The sequence below is a fragment of the Salinicola halophyticus genome, from assembly GCF_003206695.1.
Lineage (GTDB): Bacteria > Pseudomonadota > Gammaproteobacteria > Pseudomonadales > Halomonadaceae > Salinicola > Salinicola halophyticus.
Map to the genome: position 1 here is coordinate 439,312 of NZ_PZJN01000004.1, position 13,817 is coordinate 453,128.

Genomic DNA, 13,817 nt, shown 5'->3' on the forward strand with positions numbered 1-13,817 from the left:
CGATATCTCCTATGCCATGACTCGACGCTGAAGCGCGACCGCCTCAGGCGCTGGCAGTATCGGCGGCGGTCTCCCGCGGCGACGTGTCGCCATTCTCTTCCCCGAATACATGTGTCAGCACTAGCGCCTTGAAATCGACGGCCTTGAGCGCGCCCTGAGGCAGCAGATCCGCTTCGGACGAGATCACCAGCGGCCCCATGTCTGGGTCGTCTGTCACCCGCCCGTGGGCGCCCTTGACCAGCGTGGTGTCCTTGAGCGAAATGACATCCAGTAGCTGGCGCATGCCCAGCTTGCGCTTGGCGAGACGCCAGCCCGCCGACAGCTTGGGCGACTTCAGCGCAGGATCGAAGAACAACTCCACCGGGTCGTACCCCGGCTTGCGGTGGATATCGACGGTACGCGCATAGTCCGGCGCCAAGGCATCATCCAGCCAGTAGTAGTAGCTGAACCAGCGGTCGGATTCGGCAATCGCAACCAGATCGCCCGAGTTGGGATGATCGAGCCCCTGTTCACGCTTCTCGCTGTCTCCCCAGACGGCCTCCACGCCTTCAAGCCCTTCGAGCAGCGCCCTGACTTTGGGAATTTCTGCGGGATCGCGGACATAGACGTGTGCCACCTGGTGGTCGGCGACCGCGAACGCCCGCGACGCCCCGGCATCGAGCTGTTCGCGCCCATGCTCCTCCCGACGTACGGCGACCAGACCCGCTTCGCGCAGGGCACGATTGATATGCACGGCATCGCGCACCGGGGTGATGCCATATTCGGACACCACGATGACCCGCCGCCCTTCCCGGTCGGCCGCGTCGATCAGCTCGCCGCACAACGCATCGACGTCTCTGAGGTCACGCTGCAATTCAGGGTGGGAAAGATCCGGCCCCAGACGCTGGAGGTTGTAGTCGAGATGCGGCAGGTAGGTCAGCGTCAGTGTCGGGTCGCGGGTTTCCATGACATGGCGCGTGGCATCGCTGATCCAGCGGCTAGAGGAGATGTCGGCCATCGGCCCCCAGAAGCTGAATAGCGGAAACGTTCCCAATCGTTCGTCGAGTTCGTCATGCAGTGCAGGCGGAGAGGTGTAATGATCAGGCAACTTGCGACCGTCTGCAGGGTACATGGGCCGAGGAGTCGCGCTCCAGTCTGCCGTCGAGTACATGTTGTACCACCAGAACAGTTTGGCGCAGGTAAAGTCGGGATTCTTCCGTTTGCCGGCTTCCCAGATCTTTTCACCGGCGACCAGGCGATTGGATTGGCGCCAGAACCAGACCTCGGCGAGATCCTTGAAATACCAGCCATTGGCCACCGCACCGTGCTCGCCGGGGGACAAACCGGTCGCGAGCGTTGCCTGAACACTACAGGTCACCGCAGGCGTTACGGTATCGAGCGGTCGCAACCCGCCCCGCTCGGCCAGCCGCTTCAAGGCCGGTGTATGTTCACCGACCAGTTGGGGCGTCAGCCCCACCACGAGAATTACCAGGGTATTGTGCATGGTACCTGTCTGCCGATTCAGTCATCTGATTACCATCGTCACGAACCTATCGAAACGATATGTAAAGACTGCATACCAGCCAGGCAGAAACCAGACAATCGGCATTCACTTTTTCGCTCCATTATACGAAATCATGACTAAACACCTGACTGAATCAGGATGAAAAGGGATTAAAAACCTTCCTATTAAAAACCAATTTATCGTTCAGAAATGGCGCTTTAATTAGCCAGATAATTGAGCTTGGGGATTGTTTTCAACAGCCGATAGAGTAGTGCCATCGAATATCAGGCCGGAATTTTTACATGCCCGTTACATCCTTGGCGCTGCTGCGCCAGTGGGTCTGTCGCCAGACACCTGAACAAGCCGACTGGCTGAAGACGCAATACGCCCGACTCGGCGAGAGCGCTAACGAACGTGATCTGCACCTGTTTCTGGGTCTCGCGCCCCGTCGTCTCGGCAAGCAGGATCTGATCCTGTCACCGACTGATCTGGCGCTGGCGAATCAGGCCTACCCCGGTTGGAACCCCTCGGGCTGGAGTCTCGATGGTGCGGCCCGTATCGCCGCCTTGCTTATCTTCCAGGGCCCGCGACCGTTCCCGGCCGCGTTTCAGGATCTGGTCAGAACCGCCGATGCCCGTGAACTGGTCACGCTGTATCGCGGCCTGGCGCTCTACCCTCAACCGCAGTTGCTGAGTTTCGAGGTGGGTGAGGGGCTGCGCTCCAACATGCGGTCCGTGTTCGAGTCCATCGTTCACCGCAACCCTTACCCGCGCGATCACTTCGACGAGCACCGCTGGAACCACATGGTGCTCAAGGCGCTGTTCATCGGCAGTCGATTGGGCCCCATCGTCGGCCTGGACGAACGTGCCAACGTCGAGCTGGCGAGAATTCTGCTCGATTACGCCCAGGAACGCTGGGCCGCCGGACGCCAGGTGAGCCCTGAACTGTGGCGCTGCATCGGCCCGTTCGCGGAGAGCGTCTCGGCTTACGAGGCCCTTGAGCGCGCACTGGCGGGAACACCCGACGAACGTGGCGCGGCGACTCTCGCGTTGATCGCTGCCGACACCCCTTCCGCTCGAACCCTGTTGCTGACGACACCCGCCACCACCGCACTGGTGGCCGAGGGGCGCATCAATTGGGACAACCTGACTTTGCTAGAGGCCGCCTGAGATGTTCATCGATCCCCATGCCCACATGGTGTCCCGTACCACCGACGACTACGAGGCCATGGCCGCCGCCGGCATTGTGGCGCTGGTCGAACCGGCCTTCTGGGTCGGCCAGCCGCGTACCTTCGTCGGCACTTATGTCGACTACCTGTCTTCGCTGGTCGGCTGGGAGCGCTTCCGCGCCGGCCAGTTCGGCATTCGCCACTACTGCACCATCGGCCTCAATTCCAAGGAAGCCAACAACGAAGCGCTGGCCGAGGGCGTGATGGAGTGGCTGCCACGCTTCGCCATGAAGGAAGGCGTGGTCGCCATCGGCGAGATCGGCTACGACGAGCAGACACCGCTCGAGGACAAGTATTTTCGGGCCCAGCTGGCCCTGGCCAAGGAGCTCGAGCTGCCGGTCATGGTGCATACCCCGCATCGCGACAAGAAGCGTGGCACTTCGCGCTCGATGGACGTGTGCGAGGAGATGGGGCTCGATCCCTCCTGGGTCGTGATCGATCACAACAATGAAGAGACGGTACGCGAGACACTGGATCGGGGTTACTGGGCCGGCTTCTCGATCTATCCCTCGACCAAGATGGGCAATGCGCGCATGGTCGAACTGCTCAAGCAGTACGGCGGGGACCGCATCATCGTCGACAGCGCCTGCGATTGGGGAATTTCCGACTGCCTTGGCGTCCCCAAGACGGCGCAGCTGGCGCTCGAATCCGGCATCGCCGAATCCGTGGTGCGTCGGGTCACCTATGAAAACGCACTCACGGTCTACGGCAAGAGCGGTCAGATGCACGCCGCCGACTGGCTCGATCCGGCCCCCATCGACCAGCGCACGCTATTCGAAGGCAACTCGATTCTGCGTGGCGGCCGCGATCCTCTTGTCGAGGCAACTCCCGCAAGGCGCCGAGACAATCTGCTCATCGAATGACGCCCGGGTTCCCTCCTAATTCGTCATCAGTCACCGGCATTTCCTACCGCTATCTCATATCGATAATTTCAGCGGAGTGGCAACCGACGCCTCTCGACGGCAAAATGCGGACAACTACCGCACGCCGACGAGAGGAATCTCATGCCTTCGCCGATCGATAACGTCGTCGCCGAATCCAATACCGCTGCGAGGCGACCGGACACCACGCTGGCCATGATCGTCTACGCGTTGTTGCTCGGCGTCTTCATCACCGGCATCACCCCGGTGATTGGCGTGATCATTGCCTATGTCTATCGCGGTAACGGTCCACGCTGGCTGGACGAGCACTATCGCTACCATATTCGTACTTTCTGGATCGGCCTGCTCTACGCCTGCATCAGTTGGATACTGGCCTTCGTGCTGATCGGATTCGTGCTCATGGCACTGCAGGCCGTTTGGCTGATCGTGCGTTGCGTGATCGGGTTCAAGGCATTGCAGGAACACCGCGCACCTGACAAGGTCGAGAGCTGGCTATGGTAACCGGCCCGTCAAGTCGACTCGCAATGAAGAAGAGAAACGCATGATCGAAAGTCTGCAAGCTCGCGCCATCCATCTGCTCTGGCGCCTGCTGTCGCATTGGCGTTTAAAAACGATCTGGTCACTGGCTGGTCTGGCCAGCCACGTGCTGTATGCCGTTTCCCGACGCGAACGTCACGTCACTCGACGCAATCTGGAGGTTGCTTATCCTGATGAGTCCAGCGAGAAGCGCCGCGACCGGATCAAGACCAGCCTGCGCCATTCCGCCGCCACCATGCTGGAGCTCGGATTCGCCTGGCTTGCCAGGCCGAAGCGCGTCGAAGCGTCGGTCGTCGAGGTCCACGGCCGCGAGCTACTCGACAATGCGCGCGCCGACAATCGCGGTGTGATCGTGCTGGCGCCGCATTTCGGCAACTGGGAAATGCTCAATTTCTGGCTATCCAGCCACTTCCCTTTCACCGCGATGTACGAGCCGCCCAAGATTGCCGACCTCGACCCTGTCATCCGTCATGGTCGCGAACGCATGGGCGCCGAACTGGTACCGACCAACCCGCGTGGCGTCGCCGCCCTGCTCAAGGCGCTCAAGCGTGCCGAAGCCGTGGGGATCCTGCCGGATCAGGAACCCGACTGGGGCAGCGGCGTCTTCGCCGGCTTCTTCGGCCGCCCCGCCTATACCGCCACGCTGCTGCCCAAGCTGGTAGCGCGTACCCAGGCTCGTGTGGTCACCGGTGTCGCCAGGCGCCTGCCTGAAGGCCGCGGCTTCGCGATTCATTTTCTCGCCGCCGACGACCGCGTCTACGACAGCGACGAGGTGACATCGGCCGCCGGTGTCAATGCCTGCGTCGAAGCCGCCATCGCCCTCGACCCGGCTCAGTATCAGTGGGAATACAAGCGCTGGAAGAAGACCGAACTGGAGCAGCAGAAGGTTCCCGGGTATCGCGAACAGCGCCTGTACAGCAAGCGCTGATCGTCGAGGGATCGGGGCATGTAAAGACCCGCGTTATCGAAACAACCGCGTTACTGCGCCAGACCGCCGAAACGTCCTGCCTGGTAATCGTCGACCGCCGTGGCGATCTCGTCACGAGTATTCATCACGAATGGACCGTGCGACACCACCGGTTCCTCGATCGCATCAGCGTGGCCGAACAGCAGTCGAGCGTCGGTAGTGGCTTCGATTTCGACGCTATCGCCGCCACGATCCAGTTCGACCAGATGCTGCGGCTTGACCGGTTCGCCGCCCACCGTCACCTCGCCATCGACGACGTAAAGAAAGACCTGGCGGCCACTCGGCGCCATCAGCCGATGACTCGCGACGGCGGGAAGCGACAGCGTCGACATGAAGACATCGGTCAGGGTCTCGATGGGGCCTGTCGATGCGCCATGCTCACCGGCGATCAGACAAAGCTCTCCACCACCGTCCAGCGCAATGGCCGGAATCGAATCTCGCTGCAGCCCGACGTAGCGCGGTTCAGTCATCTTCAGGCTGGCCGGCAGATTGATCCATAGCTGCAGAATCTCCAGCGGGCCGCCGTCGCGCAGAAACTCGGGCGGTGAAATTTCGGCATGCACGATGCCACTGCCCGCCGTCATCCACTGCACGCCACCGGCACGGATCACGCTTTGATGATCGGCGCTATCGGCGTGCGCCAGCGAACCTTCGAGAATGAAGGTCACGGTCTCGAACCCCCGGTGCGGATGAGGCCCGAACGGCAGCCCGCCGTTATTGGCCGGATAGACCTGCGGCCCGTGATGGTTGAGAAACAGGAAGGGGTCGAGCTGATCGAGCCCGGGACCCGGTAACGGCCGGCGAGTCGTCAGATCGCCGATGTCGTCGCGAATGGCCGGGTGCTGGGCGATGATATGGCGTGGTGTGAATGCAGACATAAAGGTTTCCTCGACTCGTTTGATTGCAGTCTAGAGCACGCCAAGCGCGAAAAAAGCGAATGATCTTCACCGCTTCATTGCATCGAATCATCGATTCATGGAAGGGCGCGAATGCCTTGCGCCTTCAGCAGCGCTTCTTCGATCAACGCTACCAACGGCGACTGGGCCGGCGAGAGCCGGGACACCATGATCAATTCACGATGAAAGCGCTGCTCTTCCAGCGAGATCACCCGCACCGGCAACGGCTGCTGGCGGCGCCACAACCCGGTAAGCGGAATCAGCGCGACGCCAAGACCGCACTCCACCATTCGCGCGATAGCGTCGATCTCGTCGAGCTCCAGCCGGATTTCCGGCCGCAACCGTCGCCGTTCGAGAAAGCGCACCACCTGGCGCCCCCCGAAAGAACCCCGGTCGTAGAGCACCAGCGGATGGTTTTCGAGCAGCGATTCCACTGTCCCGCCCTCGACATCGGGCGGTGCGATCAGCACGAACGGCTCGCGAGCAATGACTCGGGAATAGAAGTCGGGAGGCAACGCGAACGGCGGCCGGACGATCAACGCCATGTCCAGATCACCCTTATCGACCTGGTCGAGCAGCGCCAACGAGACACCGGGCACTACACGAGTCATCACCCCTGGCGCATCGCGGGTCAGCGTCTGCAGAACTTCGGGCAATGCCCCGCTCTGCAGGCTGGCGATCGCGCCGAGATGCCATTCGCCGCTCAAACCGTCCACCCCGGAATGACGGATCCGCTCGGCAAGCGTCAGCATCTCGTTGGCCTGCGGCAATAGCCGACGACCGGCCGCGTTGAGCCGGACGGCACGTCCGGTACGTTCGAACAGCGGTTCGCCGATATCGGCCTCGAGCTTGCGGATCTGCGCACTGACCGCGGACTGGGTCAGCCCGACGGCATTGCCAGCGGCGGAAAACGTGCCGTAACGCACGACGGCGAGAAAGGTCTTTAGCTCTTTGAACATGGCAAGAAAACGGCGCCGTGAATCCAGATAATTTGATAGCAGACAGCAATATTATGCGCTTTTCATCAAATTTATTCGCCATCAGAATACAACCACTGAAATTGCCACGATCCGTTTCATCCAAGACCTAAGGAGCTCTTCCATGGCGCTATCCCCTTTCCACCTCGCCATTCCGGTTCACGACCTGCCTGCCGCCCGCAAGTTCTACGGCGAAACGTTCGGCCTGAGCGAAGGCCGCTCCAGCGAACAATGGGTCGATTTCGACTTCTACGGTCATCAATTGGTGATTCATGAGCATCCGCAGACGCCGTCGCAGCAATCCGCCCACACCAATCCGGTCGACGGCCACGATGTGCCGGTGCCGCACTTCGGCATCGTGTTGAGCTGGCCGGAGTGGGAAGCGCTGGCCGAGCGTCTCAAAGGCTTTGGCACCCAGTTCGTGATCGAACCGTACGTGCGCTTCCAGGGCCAGCCGGGCGAGCAGGCGACCATGTTCCTGCTGGATCCGTGCGGTAACGCCCTGGAGTTCAAGGCGTTCAAGGATATGGGTCAGCTGTTCGCCAAGTAACACCCCGTCAGCCAACCGAACAAGGCCGCCGATCCTGAACGACTCAGATCGGCGGCCTTGTCGCTCCCAGAACGTCGTTTGAAGCGCATCGCCGGAGGATGTCGGGCGTCAGGCCGGTTCCAGCCGCCTCAGATGCACGACGCCGATGGCCAGCGCCACCAGCAATAGCACCGAGATAAATAGCGAGACCCCGTTCCAGCCGCCCCAGAACCAGAACGCGCCACCGAGCGTGCCGGCCACACTGGAGCCGAGATAATAGCTGAACAGATAGAGCGAAGACGCCTGTCCCTTGGCCTGCCGGGCGCGCTGGCCGACCCAGCCGCTGGCCAGCGAGTGCGCGGCGAAAAAGCCGAAAGTGAAGACCAGCATGCCGATCAGGATCAGGCTGATCGGCTCGAAAAGCGTTATCGCCAGACCTGCCAGCATCATCGCGATGAACATCCAGAATATTCGCCGACGCCCGAGCCGGTCCGCCAGCGACCCCGCCCAGGCCGAGCTGTAGGTACCCGAGAGATAGACGATCGACAGCAGGCCCACCAGGGCCTGGCTCACCTGATAGGGCTCGGACAGCAGACGGTAGGCGATATAGTTGTAGAGTGTGACGAAACCGCCCATCAACAGGAAAGCTTCGAGGAATAGCCAGGGCAGCCCCCGGTCCTTGAAGTGAACGGTGAATCCGGACAGCACGCTGCGCCAGTTGAGCGGGCGCGGCGTGAAGTGCCGAGACGGCGGCAGCCAGCGCATGAACAGCAGCGCCGCGATCAGCGCCACGATGCCGATGATCGCCAAAGTGACGCGCCAAGGCACCCAGTCCACCATCACCCCGCTGATCAGGCGCCCGCTCATGCCGCCGATCGAGTTGCCGCTGATGTAGAGCCCCATCGACAGGCCCACGTAGCGCGGATGAATCTCCTCGTTGAGATAGGTCATCGCCACCGCGCACAGCCCGGAGAGCGACAGCCCCGCCAGGGCCCGCATGATCAGAATGCCGGTCCAGTTGGGCATCACCGCCGCCAGCAGCGTGCAGATGGACGCCGCCAGCAACGCGACCGTCATGACCGACTTGCGCCCCACCGCGTCCGAGATCGGCCCGGTGATCAACAGCCCGATCGCCAGCATGCCGGTCGCGACCGACAGCGACAGGCTGCTGGTCGCGGCATCGATGCCAAATGCATTCGACAGAATCGGCAGCAGCGGCTGAACGCAATAGAGCAGCACGAAGGTCGAAAAGGCGCCGAGGAACAGCGCCAGCATGGTCGGCCGGTAGCCCCGCTGGCCGCGTTCAATGAAGCCGCTCTCGACGGTTTCCGCTTCGCGTTCCAACTGATGATGAGTGGCCTGCGTGGCGCGGTGGATCTCGGATGAGGAGTGGCGAGACAACCCGGTTCTCCCGATATCGATGACCGAAGCCGACCGGGGATGAAGGTGCTTCGGGGGCATCAGGGGTTTAGAGATTTGACTTAGACCTTGGTAGGTTACGCCGCCGCCATTAAGCTTTCTAATATATTATTCGATGCTTTTGAGAGGTTTTACGACTCAATGGAACTGCGAGGTTCCCATGGAACTACGATATCTACGCTATTTCGTCGCTGTGGCCGAAGAGCTTCACTTTAGCCGCGCCGCCCAGCAGCTGGGCATCTCGCAGCCACCGTTGAGCCAGCAGATCCAGGCGCTGGAGCGCGAACTAGGCACGCGTCTGCTGACTCGGACCAATCGCCGCGTCGAGCTGACCGAAGCTGGGCGAGTGTTTCTCGACGAGGCCCGGGATATTCTGGCACGCACTGAACGCGCCACGCGGCTGGTTTCCCGGCTCGGTCGAGGCGAGGCCGGCCAGTTACGTATCGGCTTTACCACTTCCGTGCCTTTGAGCTCGACGCTGCCGCGCACACTGATGCGCTATCGCCAACGCTATCCCGACGTCGAATTGCGCATGCACGAATTCAATAGCCAGCGCCAAATCGGCCCGCTGCTACAGGGCGACCTGGATATCGGTATCATGCGCCCGGCCACGCTGCCGGACGGCCTCGACGCCTTCACCTGGATTCGCGAGCCGCTGATGGCGGTGGTCAATGAACAGGGCCCGCTCGGCGGCAGCGCGCTACCGTTGACGCTCGACGAACTGGCAACCCACCCGTTCGTCTACTTCTCGCCCGCCGCCGGGACCGGCCTGCTCGATCAGTTCAATGCCCTGTTCGCCACACGCGGGCTCAGCCCTCGTCTGGTTCAGGAAGTCGGCGGCCCGAACACGATCATCAGCCTCGTCGCCAGCGGCATGGGCGTGTCGATCCTGCCCGCGTCCTTCCGGCATATCCGGATCGATAACGTCCGCTACCGCCCGCTGAGCGATGCCGACGCGGTTTCCGAAGTGTGGCTCACCCACGCTCGTCACCATCTGACCCCGCAGGCCCGATCGTTCATCGATCTGGTCCAGCGCCCCGGCGACCCATGACACATTTTATTCTCGCCATCGCAATCGCACCCGGCGCCTTCATACACTCGGCTTGACCTCGTTCCCCCCTCGCCACAGACTGCTCACGGCGATGAACGATATCGCCAGCTTGACGGGGTGCCGGTGGAACCGGCTGAGATCGTCCTGCGCTGAAGCCAATTCACAGCGCCACGACGGATCCCGACGAACCTGATCCGGCTAGTACCGGCGTAGGGATCAAGCGGAGAATCTCACATCCCGGGCAGCGTTCCGTCGATTCGTTCTCCCCCCTCCTGCGCTGTGCGCCGGCCTGACCCGATAGCCTTGGCCAATACGCCGGGCAAGTCATGCCACGGAGCACGACCGAACATGAAATCACCTCAGTTCCTATCCGAAACCGCCCGCGTCGACAGCGCCGCCATCGTCCCGCTGCCCGCCTCGCAGAAGATCTACATCACCGGCTCACGGGAAGACATCCGCGTACCCATGCGTGAGATCGCCCTCTCGCCGACCCAGACGAAGCAGGGTCTCGAGTCCAACGCGCCATTGGCCGTCTACGACACCTCCGGCTTCTACACCGATCCAGCAGCCGAGATCGACATTCGTCGCGGTCTGCCCGAGCTGCGCCGTGCCTGGATCGACGAGCGCGGCGATACCGAATGGCTCGCTGGTCCCAGCTCCAGCTATGGTCGCGTTCGTGCCGAGGATCTACGTCTATCGACGCTGCGATTTCAGCTTCAGCGCAAGCCGCGTCGGGCACGCATGACAAAAGAGGGAAAGAGCGCCAACGTCACCCAGCTCCACTACGCCAGACAGGGCATCGTCACGCCGGAGATGGAATTCATCGCCATCCGAGAGAATCAGCGCCGCCGCGCAGCGAGCGCCGGACCGGAAGACCCCATGCTGGCGCATCAGCATCCGGGCGAGTCTTTCGGCGCCAATCTACCCGACGAGATCACACCGGAGTTCGTGCGTGACGAAGTCGCACGCGGCCGGGCGATCATTCCGGCCAACATCAATCACCCTGAAAGCGAACCCATGATCATCGGGCGCAACTTTCTGGTGAAGATCAACGGCAACCTGGGCAATTCGGCCGTGACCTCCTCGATCGAGGAAGAGGTCGACAAGATGACCTGGGGCATCCGCTGGGGCGCGGACACCATCATGGATCTCTCCACCGGTCAGAACATCCACGAGACGCGGGAATGGATCATCCGCAACTCGCCGGTGCCCATCGGCACGGTGCCGATCTACCAGGCGCTGGAGAAGGTCAATGGCGTCGCCGAGGATCTGAACTGGGAGATCTTCCGCGACACGCTGATCGAACAGGCGGAACAGGGGGTGGATTACTTCACCATTCACGCCGGCGTACGCCTGCACCACGTGCCGATGACGGCCAGGCGCGTCACCGGCATCGTATCCCGGGGCGGCTCGATCATGGCCAAGTGGTGTTTGTATCACCACAAAGAGAGCTTCCTCTACACCCATTTCGAGGACATCTGCGAGATCATGAAGGCCTACGACGTCTCGTTCTCGCTAGGTGACGGTCTGCGCCCCGGATCCATCGCCGATGCCAACGACGAAGCGCAGTTCGCCGAACTCGAGACCCTGGGCGAGTTGACGAAGATCGCCTGGCAGCACGACGTGCAGGTAATGATCGAAGGCCCCGGCCACGTGCCGATGCAGTTGATCAAGGAGAACATGGACAAGCAGCTCGAGTGCTGCGATGAGGCGCCCTTCTACACGCTGGGGCCGCTGACCACCGATATCGCCCCGGGCTACGACCACATCACCTCGGGTATCGGCGCGGCACAGATCGGCTGGTATGGCTGCGCCATGCTCTGCTACGTCACGCCCAAGGAGCACTTGGGCCTGCCCAACAAGGATGACGTCAAGACCGGCATCATCACCTACAAGATCGCCGCCCACGCCGCCGACCTGGCCAAGGGGCATCCGGGCGCGCAACGTCGCGACAACGCGCTGTCGAAAGCCCGCTTCGAATTTCGCTGGGAAGATCAGTTCAATCTCGGTCTCGACCCGGATACGGCGCGCGCCTTCCACGACGAGACGCTGCCCAAGGACTCGGCCAAGGTGGCACACTTCTGCTCGATGTGCGGGCCTAAGTTCTGCTCGATGAAGATCACCCAGGAAGTGCGCGAACGATTTGGTGGCGACACCGCCAATGTCGCCGGCGACGAGCGGGAGGCCGGCCTGCAGGAGCAGGCGGAGCGTTTCAAGCGGGAAGGCGGTGAGCTCTACCGGGAAATCTGATACCGCCTGTGCAAGCGGGCCTGCGTCTTCCGAGCGTCGACGCAGGTTTCACTGCCGGCTCGACGCGCTGAGACTTTGGTCGCAATCAGGTTATATGCCATCCCGTTTTCGAATGGGCGGATCGCAAAAGGCCCGGGGATGCGTAGAATGCGCGCTTTTGCCCCCGGCAATTTCGCCTGCACAAGGAGCCCGCGCATGACATCAACGACCTCCCGGCCAAATCTGTGGCGACGCATTCCCTTGTGGCAAAAAATCATCGCGGGCCTGGCGTTAGGGATTCTGGCGGGCGCGCTGATGGGCGAGCAGGCCAGCGTGTTCAAACCGCTCGGCGATATCTTCATCAACGGCATCAAGATGCTGATCGTGCCGCTGGTGTTTTCGACGCTGGTCGTCGGTATCACCGGCATGCGCGATCCGCAGAAAATGGGCCGTGTCGGTGCTCGCACGATCGGGCTCTATTTGGTCACGACCGCCTTCGCGATCGTCATCGGCCTAGTCGCGGCCACGATCTTTCAGCCGGGTATCGGCGCGGATGCCTCGATGAGTGCAGCGCAGCAGACCAGCGAAGCGCCGTCGCTGGTGGATATCGTCGTAGGTCTGGTGCCGTCGAATCCGCTGCAGGCGATGATCGAGGGCAATATCCTGCAGATTATCGTCTTCGCCATCGGTCTGGGCATCTCGCTGATGCTGATCGGCGAAAAGGGCGAGCCCGTCGTGCGGGTGTTCGAAAGCTTCGCCGAAGCGATGTACAAGCTGACCGCCATCGTCATGGCATTCGCGCCGTTCGGCGTGTTCGGCCTGATGGCCAACGTCTCGGGCCAGTATGGGCTGGACGTGCTGCTGCCGCTGGCCAAGGTCATCGGCGTCGTCTACCTCGCCTGCCTGGTTCACGTCCTCGTGGTTTACACCGGTCTGCTGACGCTGGTCGGACGCCTCAACCCCGTTCGCTATCTGCAAGGCATCATCGACGCCCTAGTGGTCTCATTCTCTTCGGCCTCGTCTTCCGGCACCCTGCCGGTTTCCATCCGCTGCGCGCAAAAGAATCTCGGGGTGTCCGAGGGTGTCTCGAGTTTCGTGCTGCCGGTAGGCGCGACCATCAACATGGACGGGACGGCGATCTATCAAGGTGTCGCGGCGTTGTTCGTCGCCCAGCTGGTCGGGGCCGATCTGTCGATGATGGATTACGGCATGATCGTACTGACCGGCACGCTGGCTTCGATCGGCACGGCGGGCGTGCCCGGCGCGGGTCTGATCATGCTATCGATCGTGCTGGCGCAGATCGGCCTGCCGCTGGAGGCGATCGGTGTTGTCGCAGGCGTGGATAGAATCCTCGATATGGCGCGCACCAGCGTCAACGTCGCCGGGGACCTGATGGTGACGACACTCGTCGCCAAGAGCGAGAAAGAGCTCGACCTGGACACTTATAACCGTTCGAGCAAAGCCTGACAGCCAATTTTCCTGCCCAAACGTCTCTTGCCCAAACGTCTCTTGCCCAAACGTCTCTTGCCCAAACGTCTCTTGCCCAAACGACAGCGGCCCCGGTCAAGACCGGGGCCGCTGCGTGAAGAGTCTTGGCCGGGCAATGATTGGCCCGAAAGA

At 61.9% G+C, this 13,817-nt stretch carries 12 protein-coding genes and 1 riboswitch; of the genes, 8 read left to right on the forward strand and 4 right to left on the reverse strand.

Annotation, left to right across the window (positions count from 1 at the left end):
- Positions 1-43: 43 nt before the first annotated feature.
- Positions 44-1,483, reverse strand: a complete 1,440-nt coding sequence (locus DOM58_RS07225) for an alkaline phosphatase family protein (RefSeq protein ID WP_110692318.1) — start codon at positions 1,481-1,483, stop codon at positions 44-46.
- A 302-nt stretch (positions 1,484-1,785) separates the two neighbouring features.
- On the opposite strand from DOM58_RS07225, the gene DOM58_RS07230 reads away from it, so the two are divergent.
- From DOM58_RS07230 to DOM58_RS07245, 4 genes are all read left to right on the forward strand, one after another.
- Entirely contained in the window at positions 1,786-2,652 is an 867-nt protein-coding gene (locus tag DOM58_RS07230) for an EboA domain-containing protein (protein ID WP_110692319.1), read from the forward strand.
- Between the two features lies 1 nt (position 2,653).
- Positions 2,654-3,574, forward strand: a complete 921-nt coding sequence (locus DOM58_RS07235; RefSeq protein WP_075563744.1) for a TatD family hydrolase — start codon at positions 2,654-2,656, stop codon at positions 3,572-3,574.
- A gap of 141 nt (positions 3,575-3,715) precedes the next feature.
- Entirely contained in the window at positions 3,716-4,093 is a 378-nt protein-coding gene (locus tag DOM58_RS07240; RefSeq protein ID WP_075563745.1) for a DUF4870 family protein, read from the forward strand.
- 40 nt (positions 4,094-4,133) lie between these two features.
- On the forward strand, positions 4,134-5,057 hold the full coding sequence (locus DOM58_RS07245) for a lysophospholipid acyltransferase family protein (RefSeq protein ID WP_110692320.1): 924 nt from the start codon (positions 4,134-4,136) through the stop codon (positions 5,055-5,057).
- 50 nt (positions 5,058-5,107) lie between these two features.
- On the opposite strand, the gene DOM58_RS07250 is transcribed toward DOM58_RS07245, so the two are convergent.
- Both DOM58_RS07250 and DOM58_RS07255 read right to left on the reverse strand, forming a co-directional pair.
- Positions 5,108-5,974, reverse strand: coding sequence for a pirin family protein (locus DOM58_RS07250; protein ID WP_110692321.1), 867 nt, complete (start codon positions 5,972-5,974; stop codon positions 5,108-5,110).
- Between the two features lie 95 nt (positions 5,975-6,069).
- Entirely contained in the window at positions 6,070-6,951 is an 882-nt protein-coding gene (locus tag DOM58_RS07255) for a LysR family transcriptional regulator (RefSeq protein WP_110692322.1), read from the reverse strand.
- Positions 6,952-7,093: 142 nt separating this feature from the next.
- Between DOM58_RS07255 and DOM58_RS07260 the strand changes: the two genes are divergently transcribed.
- A complete protein-coding gene (locus tag DOM58_RS07260) occupies positions 7,094-7,519 on the forward strand; it encodes a VOC family protein (RefSeq protein ID WP_075563749.1) in 426 nt (141 codons plus the stop codon).
- Between the two features lie 108 nt (positions 7,520-7,627).
- Here DOM58_RS07260 and DOM58_RS07265 read toward each other — a convergent pair whose 3' ends face one another.
- Positions 7,628-8,899, reverse strand: coding sequence for an MFS transporter (locus tag DOM58_RS07265; protein ID WP_245392190.1), 1,272 nt, complete (start codon positions 8,897-8,899; stop codon positions 7,628-7,630).
- 178 nt (positions 8,900-9,077) lie between these two features.
- Between DOM58_RS07265 and DOM58_RS07270 the strand changes: the two genes are divergently transcribed.
- The 3 genes from DOM58_RS07270 (at position 9,078) to DOM58_RS07280 (ending at position 13,664) form a co-directional block, all read left to right on the forward strand.
- Complete coding sequence (locus tag DOM58_RS07270) at positions 9,078-9,968, forward strand: LysR family transcriptional regulator (RefSeq protein ID WP_110692324.1); 891 nt, start codon at positions 9,078-9,080, stop codon at positions 9,966-9,968.
- A 103-nt stretch (positions 9,969-10,071) separates the two neighbouring features.
- Positions 10,072-10,201, forward strand: a riboswitch (TPP riboswitch).
- A 115-nt stretch (positions 10,202-10,316) separates the two neighbouring features.
- Positions 10,317-12,218, forward strand: a complete 1,902-nt coding sequence (thiC, locus tag DOM58_RS07275; RefSeq protein ID WP_110692325.1) for a phosphomethylpyrimidine synthase ThiC — start codon at positions 10,317-10,319, stop codon at positions 12,216-12,218.
- A 195-nt stretch (positions 12,219-12,413) separates the two neighbouring features.
- Positions 12,414-13,664 carry a dicarboxylate/amino acid:cation symporter gene (locus DOM58_RS07280; protein WP_110692326.1) on the forward strand — a complete coding sequence of 417 codons (1,251 nt, stop codon included), beginning with the start codon at positions 12,414-12,416 and terminating at the stop codon, positions 13,662-13,664.
- Positions 13,665-13,817 lie beyond the last annotated feature (153 nt).